The organism is Streptomyces phyllanthi, assembly GCF_009377205.1.
GTDB classification, from domain to species: Bacteria; Actinomycetota; Actinomycetes; order Streptomycetales; family Streptomycetaceae; genus Streptomyces; species Streptomyces phyllanthi.
On the sequence record NZ_VJZE01000076.1, the window covers coordinates 1 to 18,789 of the forward strand.

The window sequence follows — 18,789 nt, forward strand, 5'->3', positions numbered from 1 at the left end:
CAGCTCCACCATCCGCTCGGCCTCCGCCCGCCGCGCCTCCGCGACCTCGCCCTCCCGGCCCTCGTACGCCGCCAGCACCCCACGCGCGCGTGCCGACGCCTCGGCCGGGCGGTGGAGGTCCGCCTCCAGCCAGCCGGCCGCGAGCTCCGCACCGGTGCGCGGATCGAGCGCGGCCTCGCCGAGCGAACCGTACGTGTCGATCGCCCGCGTCATATGGCCCAGCGCCTCCTCGAACACCGGCCGGACCTCGGCGGCTTCCGCGTCCTCCGGTGCGGAGCGGGCGACCAGGTCCCCGAACTGGCGGTACGACTGGCCGAGTTCGGCGACCATCTGCTGACGCGCCTCCTCGGCCCCCTCGCCCTCCTCGCTGTCCTCCAAGGCCCCGAACGCCCCGGCCGCCAGCACCGCCTCGCACTCCGCGACGGCCTCCGCCATCAAGTCCCGCGCACGGTCCAGCCCTTCGCCATCCCGCCCCACGACCCAGGCCCGCGCGCGCAGGGCACGGACCAGACCATGGACATTGCCGAGCTCACGCCACAGATCCCCGGCGCGCGCGTACGCCTGCTCGGCCTCGGCGGGCAGCCCCGCGTGCCCCAGAGCCTCCGCGGCGAGGTGGGCGAGCATCGCGTGGTCCCGCTGCTCGGGCCAGTGCCGGGCGATCTCGGCGGCCTGCAGCCATCGTTCGGCAGCGCCCCGGTGCTCCCCGAGCTCGGCGAGGCAGTCGCCCAGCCACCACTGCGTCTGCACGATCGCCCCGTCGCCGTGCGTCTCGGCGGTGAGGTCCAAGAGCGCCGACTCCAGTATCTCGGCGGCCTCGGCCCACCGCCCCTGCCGCAGCAGACAGCCACCGAGCTGATGCCGCGCCCACGCCCCGAGCGTCGGCCCCTCACCCGCCTCGTCGGCCCAGTGCGCCGCCTCCAGGGCATGCTCGGCCGCGGGCTCGAACCGCCCGGTCTCACTGAGCACTTCGGCGTACTGCAGGTGCAGCTGCGCGTGCCCCATCGGCTCCAGGTACGGCGCCCCGTGCTTCAGCGCCGCCCATGCCGCCCGCTCGGCCGTCTCCAGGTCCCCGAGGTGCCGTGCGGCGCCGGCGAGCCGCGCCTCCTGCTCCACCGCGAACCACGGCAGCCCGGCCGCCACGTACGCCTCGGCGGACCGGGCGAGCAGACCCGCCGCGGCCTCGGCGTCCCCGCCGCGCGCGGCCAGCTCGCCGAGCATCCCCAGCGCCTCCGCGGCCCGCGAGGCAAGCCGTACCTCCGCGGTGTGCGGCTCGGCGAGTGCCAGCAGCTCCCGTACCGCCTCCTCGGCGGCGGCCACGGCCTCCCCGGCGTCGTCCCCCTGCGCCTCGTCCAGCCGCTGCATCAGTATGCGGGCGCGGCTCACCAGCACGGACGCCGTCTGCCGCACCCCGGTCGCGCCCTCCGCGAAGAGCGCGCGGATCTTCTCGTACGGCTCGCGGACAAGCGCCAGAGCGGCGTCCGTCTGCCCCGTGTAGGCGTGGACGGAGGCCCGGCGCGCGTGTGCGGCCAGCGCCTCCCCGGGGTCGCCCGCTTCCTCGTACAACTCGGCCGCGCGCGCGAAGAGGTCGAGTCCCCCGGGGCCGAGGCCCATCGCCTCGTGGTCGGCGATCTCGGCCCGGTCGTACGCGTCCAGCACCGCACCCTCGGCCTCCGCCGCCCGCGCCACCGCGGCCCAGGCCTCCACGGCGTCGGGGTGGACGCCATCGGCGAGCCGCCGCGCCTCGGCGAGCAGGGCGGGAAGGTCCAAGGGCGTGTCCGGCGCCGCCGGCTCCACGGGCGCGGGCGGCCTGGGCGCCGCGAGGGACACCTGCCGTGTCGCGCGCACCCCCAGCGGCAGCCGGTCCACCAGCGGCCGCTGGTCCATGCGCTCCCTGGCGCGCGCACCGACGTACGGCGTGCCGTTGCGCTCGTCGAAGCGCGCGGCCAGCGCAAGAGCCTCCCCGCGCGCGTGGGCGGCGAGTTCGCGGGCCGTCCAGGTACGGCCGGCGGGACCGGGGACCGGCTGGTCGCCCAGACCGCGCTCGGACAGACGGTCCATGAGCAGCGCCACGACCGCCGTGAAGTCCAGCTTGCTGCGCGGGTCACCCTCGTCCGTGAAGTACGCCGGGCGCTCGGCCAGCAGCTCGAGGCCACGCGCCTCGTTGCCGGTCAGGGCGCAGAACTCCACATGGTCCGCGTACGCGCCCCGCATGCTCTCCATGGTCCGTACGAGCCGGAAGCCCCGCAGATGGTGGGCGCGCGCCTCGTCCGGGCGGTCCAGGCGCACCAGCGGCAGCAGGGACGCCGCCAGCACCGCGTGCGGCTCGTGGGCGCACGTGTAACGGCCCTCCAGGACCGGCGCCCACAGCTCCAGCGCCTCGGCGTCCTCGCCGCGCCGCGCCTGCCACGAACCCTGCCCGTGCAGTTCGCAGGCATGGCAGTCGGCCATGCTGTCCCGGTCGGCCGCCAGCCACGCCCCGTACGCCCGCTCGGCCCGCTCCAGGTCCCCGATGTGCGCGGCCACGCTGAACTCGGCACTGCGCACGGCCCGTTCGGAGTGCCCGGCGAGCCGGTAGCGGTGCTCCATCTCGCCAAGCCACTTCTCGATGGAGGCGAGCGGGACGTGCGGCTGGTTCAGCATGCCGGCCGACATCCACTTGAAGACCCAGTGCAGCGAGTGGGTCTCGTACTCGTCGAACTCCTCCGGGCGCTCGTCCCACATGCGCAGCAGGCGCGCGAACGGGACGAACATCTTGTCCTTCTCGGAGCTGTAGTTGTAGACCTTCAGCTGGTGCCCGAGCGCCTCGATCACGGCGAGCGGGACGTTCAGCTTCTCGGCCTGGACGAGCAGGTGCTCCGCGCGCGCGTTGCGGGCGGGGCCCTCCGGCTGCTCGTAGTTCTCCGCCATCGCGTGGCGCAGCTCGTCGAAGGCCGTGATCTCGGCGAACCCGCTGAAGTCGCTCATCGGCTGCCGTCCTCCCCGGACTCGGTGTGCGTGGCCCACTCCAGGAGGCCGATGAAAGCGCGGTTCAGGAGCGCGGAGTCCGCGGGACGCAGCGGGCGCTGCGCCATCAGCAGGGCCTGACCGTAGAGGGACTCCGTGGCGGTGCCGATCAGCTCCGGGTCCTTCAGGGAACTGATTCTCCGGATCAGCGGGTTCAGGTGGTTGAGCACCAGCCGCGCGCGTGGGGCGCTGCCCCGCAGGGAACCGAGGATGCCCGCCCACAGGTCGTCGGCCTGCTCCTCGGCCTCCGCGCGCGCCTGCTCGTGGCGGGCCGCCCGGTCGTCCAGATGCAGCGCGGGCACCGACAGCGGATGGAAGGCACGCAGGACGACATCGCACCCCAGGGAGTCGAGCCTGGCCCGCGCGGCCGCCAGGAAGCCCGACAGGGCCAGCTCCTCCGCCGGGTCCACCGAGTCCAGATGCGCGGTCACCGTGTCGGCGTCCAGCTCGGCGACCACCGTCCCCGGACGCACCGACGGCAGGGCCTCGACCAGCTCGGTGTCGTACGTGTAGCCGCCGTTGATCACGCCCACGCCCTGCGCGGACGCGATCGGCGCGACCTGCCGGTACTCCTCGACCGTCCGCGTGAAGTGCACCACCGGGTGCCGCTGCGCGAACTCCTCCAGGGACAGCCGCCCGTCCGTCGTCTCGAACGGCAGCCACGGCAGCATCGTCCGCAGCATCTCCTTGTCGTGCCGCGCCAGGGACTTCACGCCCAGGTGGTGCACCGACAGGAAGGCCGCCAGCCGCTCGGGATCGCCCGCCGCGAGCCCGGTCAGCCAGGACCGGATGCGCTCGCCCAGGGCCTCCCGCACGGCCGCCAGGGTCTCGTCCTCGTACAGCGACTCGCGCGACGCCGTGGGCCGCAGACTGTCCGTGTCGAGGACGCACCGCACGAAGAACGCCCAGTCCGGCAGCAGCTGTTCGGCGCGCTCCGTGAGCAGCATGCCCTTCAGGTGCACGCGGTGGCTCGCCCGCTGCGCGGGGCTCACCGCGGACGGCAGCACGTACGCCACGCCCCGGATCCCCGCCAGCGGCACGTCCAGCTCGATCGAGTCCAGCGGCGTGAACCCGAACAGGTCGTGGCAGTGCCGCGCCAGGGCGACCCTGCGGGTGGTGGGGGAGGGGTACGCGCGCTCCCAGGGCGCCGGCACATCGGTGACGGGTTCGTCGCCGACACGTACGTCGTACGGCAGCAGCGAGCCGAAGTCCCGAGCCAGGGACAGCACCCGCTCGTGGCTCAGCCAGTCGGCCGCCCCGGGCCGCGCCACCAGGTGCACGGTCGTGCCCGGCTCGGCACGGGCGTCCTGGGGGAGCGTGCGCACGGTGTACGACCCGTCGTCGGTCGCGGACCACTCCACGGGCGCCGCGCCGGGCGTACGGGCGCTGCGGCTGACCACCCGGATGCGCTCGGCGACCACGAAGCAGGCCAGCAGCCCGATGCCGAACTGGCCCAGGAAGTCGGAGCGCGCGGACTCCAGGCCGTCGGCCCGCTTGGAGCTGCGGCCGATGGTCGCCAGAAGGCTGTGCACGTCGGACTCGGTGAGCCCGACGCCGGAGTCCTCCACGCGGAGCGAGCCGTTCTCCGCGAACAGCCGCACGCGGGCGGGCGCGTCGGGCTGCTCGGCGTGCCGAGCGGTGATCGCGTCCACGGCGTTCTGCAGCAGCTCGCGCAGATAGACCTTGGGACTGGAGTAGAGATGATGGGAGAGCAGGTCCACCAGACCACGCAGGTCGACCTGGAACGTGTGAGGCGTCTGCGGTGCCTGAGGTGCTTGGGATGACTGTGAGGTCTGGGAGTCCATCGTCACGGCGCCGTGGGTGGGGGACGGTCGACGGCGCGGGGTCGGGCGGTCCCGGTGGGGCGGTGACCGCGGAAGGGAGCCGGAGGTGCGCATCCTAGGCCGCGAACTACCCGCCTGACCAGCGGATTTCCAAGACGTATACGGCATTGTCAGTGCCGTGGTGTGCAATGGATCTCGTGCCCGCACTGAAAGAACCACTGGAACAACCCCTGAAGTCGGTGCTCGGCCCCGCCACCGCGAAGGTGATGGCCGAGCACCTCGGCCTGCACACCGTCGGAGACCTGCTCCACCACTATCCCCGCAGGTACGAGGAGCGCGGGCAGCTCACCCACCTCGCCGATCTGCCCATGGACGAGCACGTGACGGTGGTCGCCCAGGTCGCCGACGCCCGCCTGCACACGTTCGCCTCGTCCAAGGCCCCGCGGGGCAAGGGACAGCGCCTCGAAGTGACCATCACGGACGGCAGCGGCCGCCTCCAGCTGGTCTTCTTCGGCAACGGCGTGCACAAGCCCCACAAGGAGCTCCTGCCCGGCACGCGCGCGCTGTTCGCCGGCAAGGTCTCCGTCTTCAACCGCCGCCTCCAGCTGGCCCATCCGGCGTACGAGCTGCTGCGCGGCGACACGGGAGACGCGGCGCAGACCATCGACAGCTGGGCGGGCGCCCTCATCCCCCTCTACCCGGCCACCGCCAAGCTGGAGTCCTGGAAGATCGCCAAGGCCGTCCAGACGGTCCTCCCCAGCGCGCAGGAGGCCCTCGACCCACTCCCGGACTCCCTCCGGGAGGGCCGCGGCCTGGTCCCCCTCCCCGAAGCCCTCCTCAAGATCCACCGCCCCCACACGAAGGCGGACATCGCGGGCGCCCGCGACCGCCTCAAGTGGGACGAGGCCTTCGTCCTCCAGGTCGCCCTCGCCCGCCGCCGCCACGCCGACGCCCAACTCCCGGCGGTGGCTCGCAGGCCCGCGCCGGACGGTCTCCTCACCGCCTTCGACGCCCGCCTCCCCTTCACCCTCACCGAAGGCCAGCAGAAGGTCTCCAGGGAGATCTTCGACGACCTCGCCACCGAGCATCCGATGCACCGGCTGCTCCAGGGGGAGGTCGGATCGGGAAAGACGATGGTGGCCCTCCGCGCCATGCTCGCCGTCGTCGACACGGGAGGCCAGGCGGCCATGCTCGCGCCGACGGAAGTGCTCGCCCAGCAGCACCACCGGTCGGTCACCGAGATGATGGGAGAGCTGGCGGAGGGCGGCATGCTGGGCGGTGCCGAGCACGCCACCAAGGTCGTCCTGCTGACCGGCTCCATGGGCGCCGCCGCCCGGCGTCAGGCCCTGCTCGACCTGGCCACCGGGGAGGCCGGGATCGTCATCGGCACGCACGCGCTGATCGAGGACAAGGTGCAGTTCCACGACCTCGGGCTCGTGGTCGTCGACGAGCAGCACCGTTTCGGCGTCGAGCAGCGCGACGCCCTGCGCGGCAAGGGCAAGCAGCCCCCGCACCTGCTCGTCATGACCGCCACGCCCATCCCGCGCACGGTCGCGATGACGGTCTTCGGCGACCTGGAGACCTCCGTACTCGACCAGCTCCCCGCCGGACGCTCCCCGATCGCCAGCCATGTAGTACCGGCCGCCGACAAACCGCACTTCCTCGCGCGCGCGTGGGAGCGGGTACGGGAGGAAGTGGGCAACGGCCATCAGGCGTACGTGGTGTGCGCCCGCATCGGCGACGAGGAGGACGCGCCCAAGAAGGGCGCCGGCAAGAAGCCCTCCGAGGACGAGGCCGAGAAGCGCCCGCCCCTCGCCGTCCTCGACATCGCCGACCAGCTCGCCAAGGGGCCTCTCCACGGGCTCGGGGTCGAGGTGCTGCACGGCCGCATGCAGCCCGACGACAAGGACGCCGTGATGCGCCGCTTCGCAGCCGGGGACACGGACGTCCTGGTGGCGACGACCGTCATCGAGGTCGGCGTCAACGTCCCGAACGCCACCGCGATGGTGATCATGGACGCCGACCGCTTCGGCGTCTCCCAGCTCCACCAGCTGCGCGGCCGCGTCGGCCGTGGCGCGGCTCCCGGCCTGTGCCTCCTGGTCACGGAGATGCCGGAGGCGAGCGCGGCCCGCCAGCGCCTGAACGCCGTGGCGTCCACCCTCGACGGCTTCGAGCTCTCCCGTATCGACCTCGAACAGCGCCGTGAGGGCGACGTCCTCGGCCAGGCACAGTCCGGCGCCCGCACCTCGCTGCGCATGCTCGCCGTCATAGAGGACGAGGAGATCATCGCGGAGGCCCGCGAGGAAGCGGCAGCCGTGGTCGCTGCCGACCCCGAGCTGGAGCACCTCCCGGGCCTGCGCACGGCCCTGGACGCCCTGCTCGACGAGGAGAGGGAGCAGTACCTGGAGAAGGGCTGAGGATCTCGCAGACGCCGTGACACCGGGGCCCGGTTTTTCAGGCCAGGCATATCCGTAGGGGCGGCGGGGGCGAAAGAAACCACACACCCACCACCGCCCACCCGCCTCTGACCCCCACGCCTGCCAAACTGGACCGTAACCACTCCCACGAACAAGGACCCGAGATGACCCGCGTGATCGCCGGCGCAGCCGGTGGGCGCCGCCTGGCCGTCCCGCCGGGCAACGGCACCCGCCCCACCTCCGACCGCGCACGCGAGGGCCTCTTCTCCACCTGGCAGTCCCTGCTCGGCGGCCCGCTGGACGGCGAGCGTGTCCTCGACCTGTACGCCGGCTCCGGTGCCGTCGGCCTGGAGGCACTCAGCCGGGGCGCCGGCCACACCCTGCTCGTCGAGGCGGACGCCCGAGCCGTCCGCACGGTCCGGGAGAACGTGAAGGCCCTGGGCCTCCCCGGCGCCGAGGTCAGGGCAGGCAAAGCGGAACAGATCGCCAGGACCGCGGCACCGGCCACGCCGTACGACATCGCCTTCCTCGACCCTCCGTACGCGGTCACGGACGACGATCTTCGGGAGATTCTGCTCACACTCCGCACGGGGGGCTGGCTGGCGGGGGAAGCCCTCGTCACCGTGGAGCGCAGCACCAGAGGCGGTGAATTCCGGTGGCCGGAAAGCTTCGACGCCCTTCGATCCCGTCGCTACGGGGAAGGAACGCTTTGGTACGGTCGCGCCGCCTCTACGTGCGACAACGCACGATGACCGGACCGGAGAGCGAGGGACCCCAGTTGCGCCGCGCCGTCTGTCCCGGGTCGTTCGACCCCATCACCAACGGACACCTCGACATCATCGCCCGTGCCTCCAAGCTGTACGACGTCGTGCACGTCGCGGTGATGATCAACAAGTCGAAGCAGGGCCTGTTCACCGTCGACGAGCGCATCGACCTGATCCGCGAGGTCACCGCCGAGTACGGGAATGTCGAGGTCGAGGCATTCCACGGCCTTCTCGTCGACTTCTGCAAGCAGCGCGACATCCCTGCCATCGTCAAGGGCCTGCGCGCGGTCAGCGACTTCGACTACGAGTTGCAGATGGCCCAGATGAACAACGGCCTCTCGGGCGTGGAGACCCTCTTCGTGCCCACCAACCCCACCTACAGCTTCCTGTCGTCCTCACTGGTCAAGGAGGTCGCGGCCTGGGGCGGCGACGTCTCCCACCTGGTGCCGCCGGTGGTCCTCGAGGCCCTGAACGGGCGCCTCAGAAAGGACTGAGCGCGCCACGGCGGAGCCCTGGGCTCCTGACTCCCCGTCACCCGGTGTCGGGTGGGGCGCGAGTGGCCGTACAGTCGATCCGTCCGTCTCCAACCCGGCTGTAGAGAGTGGCGAGCACAGGTGGACGTGCAGAAGAAGCTCGACGAGATCGTCGCCGCGGTCTCCAGTGCCAGGGCCATGCCCATGTCGGCCTCGTGCGTGATCAACCGCGCCGAGCTGCTCTCGATGCTCGAAGAGGTGCGCGAGGCCCTGCCCGGCTCCCTCGCCCAGGCCCAGGAGCTGATCGGCGACCGCGAGCAGATGGTCGAGCGGGCCCGCCTGGAGGCCGAGCGGATCATCGAGGGCGCGCACGCCGAGCGCGGCTCCCTGATCTCCGACACCGAGGTCGCGCGCCGCTCCCAGAACGAGGCCGACCGCATCCTCACCGAGGCCCGCCAGGAGGCCGAGGAGATCCGCGCGGAGGCCGACGACTACGTGGACTCGAAGCTCGCCAACTTCGAGGTCGTCCTCACCAAGACCCTCGGCTCCGTGGGCCGCGGCCGCGAGAAGCTCCTCGGCACGGGCCCCGGCACCGACGAGAACGGCTATGAGGACGCCGACGCCCCCGAGCGCAGCCACGACCCGGAGACCCTGCGCCGCGACGCGGACGCGTACGTGGACGCCAAGCTGGGCGCCTTCGAGGCGGTCCTCGCCAAGACCCTGGAAGCCGTCGGGCGGGGCCGCGAGAAGCTCCACGGCCGTATCGCCACCGACGACCTCGGCGCCCTCGCCCTGAACGACGACGGCACACCGGTGCAGCACACCAGCGACTCCGACTACCTGGCCGGCCTGGCCGCCGTCGCGGACACCCCGGAGCCCGCCGCCCGGACCCCCGAGATCCCGGCTCAGCCGCAGTACGCCCCGCAGGACGCCTACGCGTACCAGCAGCAGGACCAGTACGGCTACCAGCAGCAGTACGCCCAGCAGACCGACCCGTACGGCTACCAGCAGGCCGACCCGTACGCTGCCTACCCGGCCCAGACCGGCTACGACCCGAGCCAGGGCCGGCAGGCGCACCAGCCGCACCAGTCGCACTCGGACCAGCAGCACCAGGGCCACCAGCAGTACACCCAGCCCCAGCCGAACACCCTCGACGAGACGAGTCTCTTCGACACCACCATGATCAGCGCGGAGCAGCTGCGCCGGTACGAGCAGGGTCGCTGACAGCGGATTGGGACCTGAGCGCAAGGTCCAGTATCCTGGCTCTTCGGTCGCGCGTACGTCCGCGATCACAGCTGCCCGGAACACCGCGGGGCAGCGTCCCTCTCAGCTCCGAAGACCGAAAGCAGAAATGGCTCCCAACGCCCGCCTCGACCACCGCAACCCTCTCGTGTTCGACACGCACGAGCTGGGCCGGCGGCCAGGCGCGCTGCAGCGCCTGACCCGCACGGTCGACGCCCCCAAGGACCTCGGTATCCAGGGAGTCATCGGAGTGCCGGAAGGCGCCCCGGTGGAGCTCGAACTCCGTCTGGAGTCGGTCATGGAAGGGGTGCTCGTCACGGGCACCGCCCGTGCCACGGCCAAGGGGGAGTGCGTAAGGTGTCTGGAGCCGCTGGAGCTCACGCTCGAAGCGGACTTCCAGGAGTTGTTCTCGTACCCTGACGCCGACGACCGGGGCCGTGTGAAGGCGGAACCGGCCGACGACGCCGAGGAAGACGAGGACAGGTTCTTCATCGAGGACGGCCTGTTCGACCTCGAAGCCGTGCTGCGTGACGCGGTGGTGCTCGCACTGCCGATGCAGCCGGTGTGCCAGGACGACTGCCCCGGCCTGTGCTCCGAGTGCGGAGCCCGGCTGGCGGACGACCCGGACCACCACCACGACGCCGTCGACATCCGTTGGGCGGCACTGCAGGGACTCGCCGGTTCACTCGGAGACGGCGAGAAGGACGAGATGAGCGGCGCCGAACCGGGCGTCGACGAGAAGCAGGAGAAGTAGCCGTGGCTGTTCCGAAGCGGAAGATGTCGCGCAGCAACACGCGCCACCGCCGGTCGCAGTGGAAGGCTGCGGTCCCCACCCTGGTTGCGTGCGAGCGCTGCCACGAGCCCAAGCAGCAGCACATCGCGTGCCCCGCTTGCGGCACCTACAACAAGCGCCAGGTCCTCGAAGTCTGAGCGGCCGGTGAGAGGTCTGATGTCTGACGCCAAGAAGCACTCTCTCCGCGCAGGCGGAGGTGGTCCGGCGGACAACACAGCCTCGTCCCACACGCTTCTGGAAGGGCGGCTCGGCTACAAGGTCGAGTCCGCCCTTCTGGTGCGTGCGCTGACCCACCGCTCCTACGCGTACGAGAACGGCGGTCTGCCCACCAACGAGCGCCTGGAGTTCCTCGGGGACTCCGTGCTCGGCCTGGTGGTCACGGACACGCTGTACCGCACCCACCCCGACCTGCCCGAGGGCCAGCTGGCCAAGCTGCGGGCCGCGGTGGTCAACTCGCGTGCGCTTGCGGAGGTGGGCCGTGGCCTCGAGCTCGGCTCCTTCATCCGGCTCGGCCGGGGTGAAGAGGGCACGGGCGGCCGGGACAAGGCGTCCATCCTCGCCGACACCCTCGAAGCGGTGATCGGTGCGGTCTATCTCGACCAGGGGCTGGACTCGGCGGCGGAGCTGGTGCACCGCCTGTTCGACCCGCTGATCGAAAAGTCCTCCAATCTCGGAGCCGGCCTGGACTGGAAGACCAGCCTCCAGGAGCTCACCGCGACCGAGGGGCTCGGCGTGCCCGAGTACCTGGTCACGGAGACCGGCCCCGACCACGAGAAGACCTTTACTGCTGCCGCCCGCGTCGGAGGCGTCTCGTACGGCACCGGCACCGGCCGCAGCAAGAAGGAGGCGGAGCAGCAGGCCGCCGAGTCCGCCTGGCGCTCGATCCGCTCCGCGGCGGACGAGCGCGCGAAGGCGGCGGCTGAGGCGGCAGAAGCCGCTGAGAAGCGGGCCGAGGCATCCGAAGAGAGCCCTGACACCGCCTCGCCCCCGGCGAGCGGCACGGCCACTGCCTGACCCCTTCGTCACGCGTGACGGACCCCGCCACGGCCCCTGTGCCGTGGCGGGGTCCGCCGTTCGACCAGCGTGGCGCCCGCGTCGTTCCGGGCACAGGGCGGGCGGGAACGGCTCGCGACCGCCTTGTACGCTGCGGACGTCACCCCGTCACGCTTCCGGAGGCCCCCGTGCCCGAACTGCCCGAGGTCGAGGTCGTACGGCGCGGACTGGACCGCTGGGTGGCCCACCGGACCGTCGCCGACGTGGAGGTACTGCACCCGCGGGCGATCCGCCGCCACCTCGCAGGCGCCGAGGACTTCGCGCACCGCCTCAAGGGCCACCCCATAGGTGAGCCCAGTCGCCGCGGCAAGTACCTGTGGCTGCCCGTGGCGGACTCGGGCATCGCGGTGCTCGCCCATCTGGGCATGAGCGGTCAGTTGCTGGTACAGCCGCACGACGCGTCCGACGAGAAGCACCTCCGTATCCGTGTGCGCTTCGCGGACGCGCTGGGCACGGAACTCCGCTTCGTCGACCAACGGACCTTCGGCGGGCTCTCGTTGCACGACACGACGCCCGACGGGCTGCCCGACGTCATCGCGCACATCGCGCGCGACCCACTCGACCCGCTGTTCGACGCCGAGGCATTCCATCAGGCGCTGCGCCGCAGGCGCACGACCATCAAACGGGCCCTGCTCGACCAGTCGTTGATCAGCGGCGTCGGCAACATCTACGCGGACGAGGCGCTGTGGCGCGCACGCATCCACTACGAGCGCCCCACCGCCGGTTTCACGCGCCCGCGCACCCTCGAACTCCTGGGCCACGTACGGGACGTGATGAACGCGGCCCTCTCCGTGGGCGGCACGAGCTTCGACAGCCTGTACGTCAACGTCAACGGCGAGTCGGGCTACTTCGACCGCTCACTGGACGCGTACGGCCGCGAGGGGCTGCCCTGCCGGCGCTGTGCCACCCCGATGCGGCGACGGGCCTGGATGAACCGCTCCAGCTACTTCTGCCCGCGCTGTCAGCGGGCGCCACGGGTCTCGTCGTAACGCTCCCGGGCCCGCAGCACGTCCTCCATACGGCCCTCGACGCACTCGATGAGGGACAGCAGGCGCTCGGAGACCTCACGGCCCAGCGGGGTGAGCGAGTAGTCGACGCGGGGTGGGTTGGTCAGCTGGGCCTCGCGGTGGACCAGACCGTCGCGTTCCAGGGCGTGCAGGGTTTGCGACAGCATCTTCTCGCTGACCCCGTCGACGCGGCGGCGCAGCTCGTTGAACCGCAACGAGCTCTCGTGCAGCGCCCCCAGTGTGAGCACACCCCAGCGACCCGTCACATGCTCCAGGGTGCCCCTGGACGGACAGTTCTTCGCGAACACGTCAAAGGGGAGGGCGTCGAGTTCCATACCATGAGCATACTCCGACACAGCGCTAACCAGAAGATTGCACTAACTGTCGGTTAGCGCTGTGCCGGGAGGGGCTTCTAGTACCCGAAGTCCTGAGTCCACCAAGGCCCACCCTGGCCGAGGCTGACGCCCACACCGAGGGTCTTGAAGTCGCAGTTCAGAATGTTCGCCCGGTGACCGGGGCTGTTCATCCAGGCCTCCATCACCGCCTCGGCGGTCGCCTGCCCGCGCGCTATGTTCTCCCCGCCCAGGTCAGTGATCCCCAGCGCCGCGGCCCGGTCCCACGGGGTGTTCCCCTCGGGGTCGGTGTGGTCGAAGAAGCCGCGCTTGGCCATGTCGTCGCTGAACGCCCCGGCCAGATCCGCCAGCGCGCTGTTCGCCGCCACCGGGCTGCAGCCGGCCTTCTCCCGCTCCACGTTGACCAGGCGGAGCACCTCGGCCTCGGCGCGGACCTCCGCGGAGAGCCCCGACGACGACTCCTTCTCGGGCTTCTTCCCGGCCTTCTCGTCGTCGGTGTCCTTCTCGGGCTTCTTCGACTCGGTCTCCTCGGCCGACGGCTCCTTGGGAGGCGTCGTGGACGGCGTGGCCGTCGAGGGGGACGCGGAAGGTGAGGTTTCGCGCTCGGAGTTGCGGCTCGTGGACTCGTCACCGCGGTCCGCGGTGCCGTCCGTGCCGCCCTGCTGGGTCTCCAGGCCCGACGGAGAGGTGCTGGCCGGTACCACCGTGTCGGAGCTGCCACCGCTGATGGCGTACTTGTCGCCGCCGGGCAGGACACCCGTGGCCACAGCGGCGGTGCCGAGCGCGACGGCCGCGGACACGCCGAGCAGGCCGGTCTTCACGGGTGTGACGGTCTTCTTCTGTTTGCGGTGCGAACGCCGCCCCTGCGACGTCTCGGCTTCGAGGACCGCTGCGAAGCCGTACAGGTTCTCAGGGCCGTAGTGCTCGGGGGTCACGTCCTGCGCGTGCGCAACCCCCGTGGCGCGGCCCCTGGCGGCGCGGCCGGCGGCTGAGCGTCGGTGGCGTCCCATTGTCCTGGCCTTCCTCGACCTTGCGGTCTCTTCACTGAACTCACACGAAGGAGTGAGTTTCATATGAGATTCATTGGACCGGGACGGTACAGCATGACGCCGGGGGACGGAGTGTCCCGAGTGACATTGCCCGGTTAGCGTGCAGGCATGAGCGAGGATGCACGGCTGGTCGCATGGGTGCGCGGACACGTCCAAGGGGTCGGTTTCCGCTGGTTCACCCGGGCTCGGGCGCTGGAGATCGGCGGACTGAGTGGTTTTGCTCTCAATTTGGCAGACGGACGCGTCCAGGTGGTTGCCGAGGGCCCACGCGAGGGGTGTCAGGGGCTGCTCGACTGGCTTCAGGGCGGCGACACGCCCGGGCGCGTGGACGGTGTCACAGAGATCTGGGACACACCTCGCGGGGGGTACGACGGCTTCGCCGTCCGGTGAGTCCGGGGGTGGATCCGGTCGGCCGGAGCGGCCGGAAAATGCCCTTGGCACCCGCCAGAAGTGGAAACGGCCTGGTGGTTGCCAATAACCGCTTGTCGTGGCAGGCTCCGCGATGAAGGATGATCTCCTCGCCCTCAGGGCCTCGCAGGAGCCGCAGCGCCGCCCGTTCGGGCCGCGCGCCCCCGGGTTGCCCGCCATTGCGGGCCGTGATCGTGTTGACCGTCAAACTTTTTGGTGAGACGCTGAAAGCCCCGCGCACCTTAGCTGTTTGGCATGGACGAACGGCAGCAAAACTGAACAGTGCCAAGCACTGAAGGTGCGATTTCCCTCACGACCCACACCGCTTCGGTCGGTCACTCAGTGTGGAGGACCATCCATCATGGCAAAGGCGCTTCTCGGTTACGTCGGCGGCTCCGACCCGCGACTCCTCGCCGAGATGCGACGGCTCCAGCAGCGTGTCCAAGACCTGGAATCCGAGCTCGTACGGATCCAGGCCGAGAAGGACGCTCTGCAGGCTGCCGCTTCTCACGACTCGTTTGTCGAGAGCATCGACGCACACCAGGCGGAGCCTGCGCTCACCTGATCACTGCATCACCCAACACATGACAGCAGTGGTTGGGCGGCCCATATCAACCGCTAAGTTGTCAGCTCTGCAAGGGACGCCTCTTCGGCGTCCCTTCTTCTTGCCCCCCGGCGCCCTCCCCGCGCGCCCACTCACTCTCTATAACGTCTGGTGTGCCCTTCGCGTTCATGGGCGAAACCGCGCGTTCATGGAGTGAGACATGGCCGGAAGGTAGAGTCCGGCGGCGTGCACCTCAAGGCCCTGACCCTTCGCGGGTTCAAATCGTTCGCCTCGGCCACCACGCTGCGGTTCGAGCCGGGCATCACGTGTGTCGTGGGCCCGAACGGCTCGGGCAAGTCCAACGTCGTGGACGCACTGAGCTGGGTCATGGGCGAGCAGGGGGCCAAGTCGCTGCGCGGCGGCAAGATGGAGGACGTCATCTTCGCCGGCACCACCGGGCGCCCACCGCTCGGCCGTGCCGAGGTGTCCCTGACCATCGACAACTCCGACGGCGCCCTGCCCATCGAGTACGCCGAGGTCACCATCACGCGGATCATGTTCCGCAACGGCGGCAGCGAGTACCAGATCAACGGCGACACCTGCCGCCTGCTGGACATCCAGGAGCTGCTCTCCGACTCCGGCATCGGCCGCGAGATGCACGTCATCGTCGGCCAGGGCCAGCTAGACTCCGTCCTGCACGCCGACCCCACGGGCCGCCGCGCCTTCATCGAGGAGGCGGCCGGCGTCCTCAAGCACCGCAAGCGCAAGGAGAAGGCGCTCAGGAAGCTGGACGCGATGCAGGCCAACCTGGCCCGCGTCCAGGACCTCACCGACGAGCTCAGACGCCAGCTGAAGCCACTCGGCCGCCAGGCCGCGGTCGCCCGCCGGGCCGCCGTCATCCAGGCCGACCTCCGCGACGCCCGGCTGCGCCTGCTCGCCGACGATCTCGTACGACTGCGCCAGTCGCTCCAGGCCGAGATCGCCGACGAGGCCGCGCTGAAGCAGCGCAAGGAGACCGCCGAGGCCGAGCTGAAGAAGGCACTCCAGCGGGAAGCGCTCCTGGAGGACGAGGTACGGCAGCTCACCCCGCGCCTCCAGCGGGCCCAGCACACCTGGTACGAGCTGTCGCAGCTCGCCGAGCGGGTACGCGGCACGATCTCGCTGGCCGACGCCCGGGTGAAGAGCGCCACCTCAGCGCCCCCGGAGGAGCGGCGCGGGCGTGATCCGGAGGACATGGAGCGCGAGGCCGCCCGCATCCGCGAGCAGGAGGCCGAACTCGAAGCGGCCCTGGAGGCGGCCGAGCGCGCCCTGGAGGACACGGTCGCGCACCGGGCCGAGCTGGAGCGCGAGCTGGCCGCCGAGGAACGCCGGCTGAAGGACGTCGCCCGCGCCATCGCCGACCGCCGCGAGGGCCTGGCCCGTCTGACCGGCCAGGTCAACGCGGCCCGTTCCCGCGCGGCCTCCGCCCAGGCCGAGATCGACCGCCTCGCCGTCGCACGGGACGAGGCGCAGGAACGTGCCGTCGCGGCCCAGGAGGAGTACGAGGCCCTGAAGGCCGAGGTCGACGGCCTCGACGCGGGCGACCTGGAGCTCGGGGAACGGCACGAGGAGGCCAAGCGGGCGCTGGCCGAGGCGGAGGCGGCCCTGACGGCGGCCCGCGAGGCGGCCACGGTGGCCGAGCGCAAGCGGGCCGCGACCCAGGCCCGTCACGAGGCCCTTGCCCTCGGCCTGCGCCGCAAGGACGGCACGGGCGCCCTGCTGACCGCGAAGGACCGGCTCGGCGGACTGCTGGGCCCGGCCGCCGAGCTGCTCACGGTGACCCCCGGCTACGAGGTTCCGGTGGCCGCGGCCTTCGGCGCGGCGGCCGACGCGATCGCGATGACGACCCCGGCCTCCGCGGCCGACGCCATCCGCCTGCTCCGCAAGCAGGACGCGGGGCGGGCGGCGCTGCTGCTGAGCGGCGCCCCCGATGACGTACCGCCGCGGGAACTGACCGACGGCCCGCCGTTCGCCGCCGACCTGGTCCGCGGGCCCGCCGAACTCATGCCCGCAGTACGGCGGTTGCTGCGGGGCGTGGTCGTCGTCGGCACCCTGGAGGACGCCGAGGACCTCGTCGGCGCGCGGCCCGAGCTGACCGCCGTCACCGCCGAGGGCGATCTGCTGGGCGCGCACTTCGCGCACGGCGGCTCCGCCGGGGCGCCCAGCCTGCTCGAAGTCCAGGCGTCCGTCGACGAGGCGGCGGCCGAGCTGGAAGAACTCGCCGTACGGTGCGAGGAGTTGACCGAGGCCCAGCAGCAGGCCGCCGAGCGGCGCAGGGAGCGGTCCGCGCTCGTCGAGGAGCTGGGGGAGCGGCGTCGGGCGGCCGACCGGGAGAAGTCGGCCGTGGCCCAGCAGCTCGGACGGCTCGCCGGACAGGCGCGCGGTGCCGTCGGGGAGGCCGAGCGCAGTACCGCCGCGGCCGCCCGGGCCCAGGAGGCGCTCGACAAGGCCGTACAGGAGGCCGAGGAACTGGCCGAACGGCTCGCCGTCGCCGAGGAGATGCCGGTCGAGGAGGAGCCCGACACCTCCGTTCGGGACCGGCTCGCCGCCGACGGCGCCAACGCCCGGCAGACCGAGATGGAGGCCCGGCTCCAGGTGCGCACCCACGAGGAGCGCGTCAAGGGGCTCGCGGGGCGGGCCGACTCACTGGACCGCGCCGCGCGCGCCGAGCGTGAGGCGCGGGCGCGGGCCGAACAGCGCAGGGCACGGCTGCGACACGAGGCGGCCGTGGCCGAGGCCGTCGCGTCCGGCGCCCGGCAGCTGCTCGCCCATGTCGAGGTCTCCCTCACCCGCGCCGAGGAGGAGCGCACCGCCGCCGAGGCCGCCAAGGCCCGCCGGGAGCAGGAGCTCACCCAGGCCCGTAACGAGGGCCGGGACCTCAAGGCGGAGCTCGACAAGCTGACCGACTCGGTGCACCGGGGCGAGGTCCTCGGCGCGGAGAAGCGGTTGCGGATAGAGCAGCTGGAGACGAAGGCGCTGGAGGAGCTGGGCGTGGAGCCGGCGGGGCTGGTCTCGGACTACGGTCCCGACCAGCTCGTACCGCCCTCGCTCGCGGCCGAGGGCGAGGAACTTCCCGAGGACCCGGAGCACCCGCGCAACCAGCCGAAGCCCTTCGTCCGCGCCGAGCAGGAGAAGCGGCTCAAGGCGGCCGAGCGGGCGTACCAGCAGCTCGGCAAGGTCAACCCGCTCGCCCTGGAGGAGTTCGCGGCGCTGGAGGAGCGCCACAAGTTCCTCAGCGAGCAGTTGGAGGACCTGAAGAAGACGCGGGCCGATCTCCTCCAGGTGGTGAAGGAGGTCGACGAGCGCGTCGAGCAGGTCTTCACCGAGGCCTACCGGGACACGGCCCGGGAGTTCGAGGGCGTGTTCAGCCGGCTGTTCCCGGGCGGTGACGGGCGGCTCGTCCTCACCGATCCCGACAACATGCTCACCACGGGAGTCGACGTCGAGGCGCGGCCCCCGGGCAAGAAGGTCAAGCGGCTCTCCCTGCTCTCCGGCGGCGAGCGGTCGCTCACCGCCGTCGCGCTGCTCGTGTCGATCTTCAAGGCGCGGCCCAGCCCGTTCTATGTGATGGACGAGGTCGAGGCGGCCCTGGACGACACCAACCTCCAGCGCCTGATCCGCATCATGCAGGAGCTGCAGGAGGCCTCGCAGCTGATCGTGATCACCCACCAGAAGCGGACGATGGAGGTCGCCGACGCGCTGTACGGCGTCTCCATGCAGGGCGACGGGGTGTCGAAGGTCATCAGCCAGCGGCTTCGCTGATCCCCGTCGGGGCTGCCAGGCCCCGTCGTCGGGACTCCCGTCCGCGGGACGGCCCGCCCCCGTCTGCTTGCCTCGGGAACTTCGGGGTAGTGGGGATC

General features: G+C 71.6%; 15 protein-coding genes. 11 read left to right on the plus strand and 4 right to left on the minus strand.

What is annotated here, in order from left to right:
- A partial coding sequence (locus FNH04_RS13950; RefSeq protein WP_152783981.1) for a tetratricopeptide repeat protein occupies positions 1-2,964 on the minus strand: 2,964 nt, incomplete at its 3' end.
- The gene (locus FNH04_RS13955; RefSeq protein ID WP_152784014.1) at positions 2,961-4,808 is read right to left on the minus strand and encodes an HSP90 family protein; all 1,848 of its coding nucleotides are present in this window, start codon (positions 4,806-4,808) and stop codon (positions 2,961-2,963) included. The genes FNH04_RS13955 and FNH04_RS13950, both read right to left, overlap by 4 nt.
- A gap of 167 nt (positions 4,809-4,975) precedes the next feature.
- On the opposite strand from FNH04_RS13955, the gene recG reads away from it, so the two are divergent.
- The 8 genes from recG to mutM all read left to right on the plus strand — a co-directional run bounded on the left by recG (position 4,976) and on the right by mutM (position 12,518).
- Positions 4,976-7,204, plus strand: coding sequence for an ATP-dependent DNA helicase RecG (recG, locus tag FNH04_RS13960; protein WP_152783983.1), 2,229 nt, complete (start codon positions 4,976-4,978; stop codon positions 7,202-7,204).
- Positions 7,205-7,368: 164 nt separating this feature from the next.
- Positions 7,369-7,956, plus strand: a complete 588-nt coding sequence (gene rsmD / locus FNH04_RS13965; protein ID WP_152783985.1) for a 16S rRNA (guanine(966)-N(2))-methyltransferase RsmD — start codon at positions 7,369-7,371, stop codon at positions 7,954-7,956.
- Between the two features lie 26 nt (positions 7,957-7,982).
- Entirely contained in the window at positions 7,983-8,462 is a 480-nt protein-coding gene (gene coaD / locus FNH04_RS13970; RefSeq protein ID WP_194236675.1) for a pantetheine-phosphate adenylyltransferase, read from the plus strand.
- A gap of 120 nt (positions 8,463-8,582) precedes the next feature.
- On the plus strand, positions 8,583-9,665 hold the full coding sequence (locus FNH04_RS13975) for an ATP synthase F0 subunit B (protein WP_322723026.1): 1,083 nt from the start codon (positions 8,583-8,585) through the stop codon (positions 9,663-9,665).
- A 127-nt stretch (positions 9,666-9,792) separates the two neighbouring features.
- Positions 9,793-10,437 (plus strand): YceD family protein, encoded by a 645-nt coding sequence (locus FNH04_RS13980; RefSeq protein ID WP_152783989.1) that lies wholly within the window; start codon positions 9,793-9,795, stop codon positions 10,435-10,437.
- A gap of 2 nt (positions 10,438-10,439) precedes the next feature.
- Positions 10,440-10,613, plus strand: coding sequence for a 50S ribosomal protein L32 (gene rpmF, locus FNH04_RS13985; protein ID WP_028802425.1), 174 nt, complete (start codon positions 10,440-10,442; stop codon positions 10,611-10,613).
- A 19-nt stretch (positions 10,614-10,632) separates the two neighbouring features.
- Positions 10,633-11,490 carry a ribonuclease III gene (gene rnc / locus FNH04_RS13990; RefSeq protein WP_152783991.1) on the plus strand — a complete coding sequence of 286 codons (858 nt, stop codon included), beginning with the start codon at positions 10,633-10,635 and terminating at the stop codon, positions 11,488-11,490.
- A 167-nt stretch (positions 11,491-11,657) separates the two neighbouring features.
- On the plus strand, positions 11,658-12,518 hold the full coding sequence (gene mutM, locus FNH04_RS13995; RefSeq protein ID WP_322723027.1) for a bifunctional DNA-formamidopyrimidine glycosylase/DNA-(apurinic or apyrimidinic site) lyase: 861 nt from the start codon (positions 11,658-11,660) through the stop codon (positions 12,516-12,518).
- Here the strand turns inward: mutM and FNH04_RS14000 are convergent.
- Together FNH04_RS14000 and FNH04_RS14005 are read right to left on the minus strand one after the other, a co-directional pair.
- On the minus strand, positions 12,491-12,871 hold the full coding sequence (locus FNH04_RS14000; protein ID WP_152783993.1) for a winged helix-turn-helix transcriptional regulator: 381 nt from the start codon (positions 12,869-12,871) through the stop codon (positions 12,491-12,493). The two genes, mutM and FNH04_RS14000, sit on opposite strands and share 28 nt — an antisense overlap.
- Positions 12,872-12,948: 77 nt before the next feature.
- A complete protein-coding gene (locus tag FNH04_RS14005) occupies positions 12,949-13,899 on the minus strand; it encodes a CAP domain-containing protein (protein WP_152783995.1) in 951 nt (316 codons plus the stop codon).
- Between the two features lie 147 nt (positions 13,900-14,046).
- On the opposite strand from FNH04_RS14005, the gene FNH04_RS14010 reads away from it, so the two are divergent.
- From FNH04_RS14010 to smc, 3 genes are all read left to right on the plus strand, one after another.
- Positions 14,047-14,328, plus strand: a complete 282-nt coding sequence (locus tag FNH04_RS14010) for an acylphosphatase (protein ID WP_152783997.1) — start codon at positions 14,047-14,049, stop codon at positions 14,326-14,328.
- A gap of 379 nt (positions 14,329-14,707) precedes the next feature.
- On the plus strand, positions 14,708-14,911 hold the full coding sequence (locus tag FNH04_RS14020; protein ID WP_152784001.1) for a hypothetical protein: 204 nt from the start codon (positions 14,708-14,710) through the stop codon (positions 14,909-14,911).
- Positions 14,912-15,136: 225 nt separating this feature from the next.
- A complete protein-coding gene (gene smc / locus FNH04_RS14025; protein WP_322723028.1) occupies positions 15,137-18,691 on the plus strand; it encodes a chromosome segregation protein SMC in 3,555 nt (1,184 codons plus the stop codon).
- Positions 18,692-18,789 lie beyond the last annotated feature (98 nt).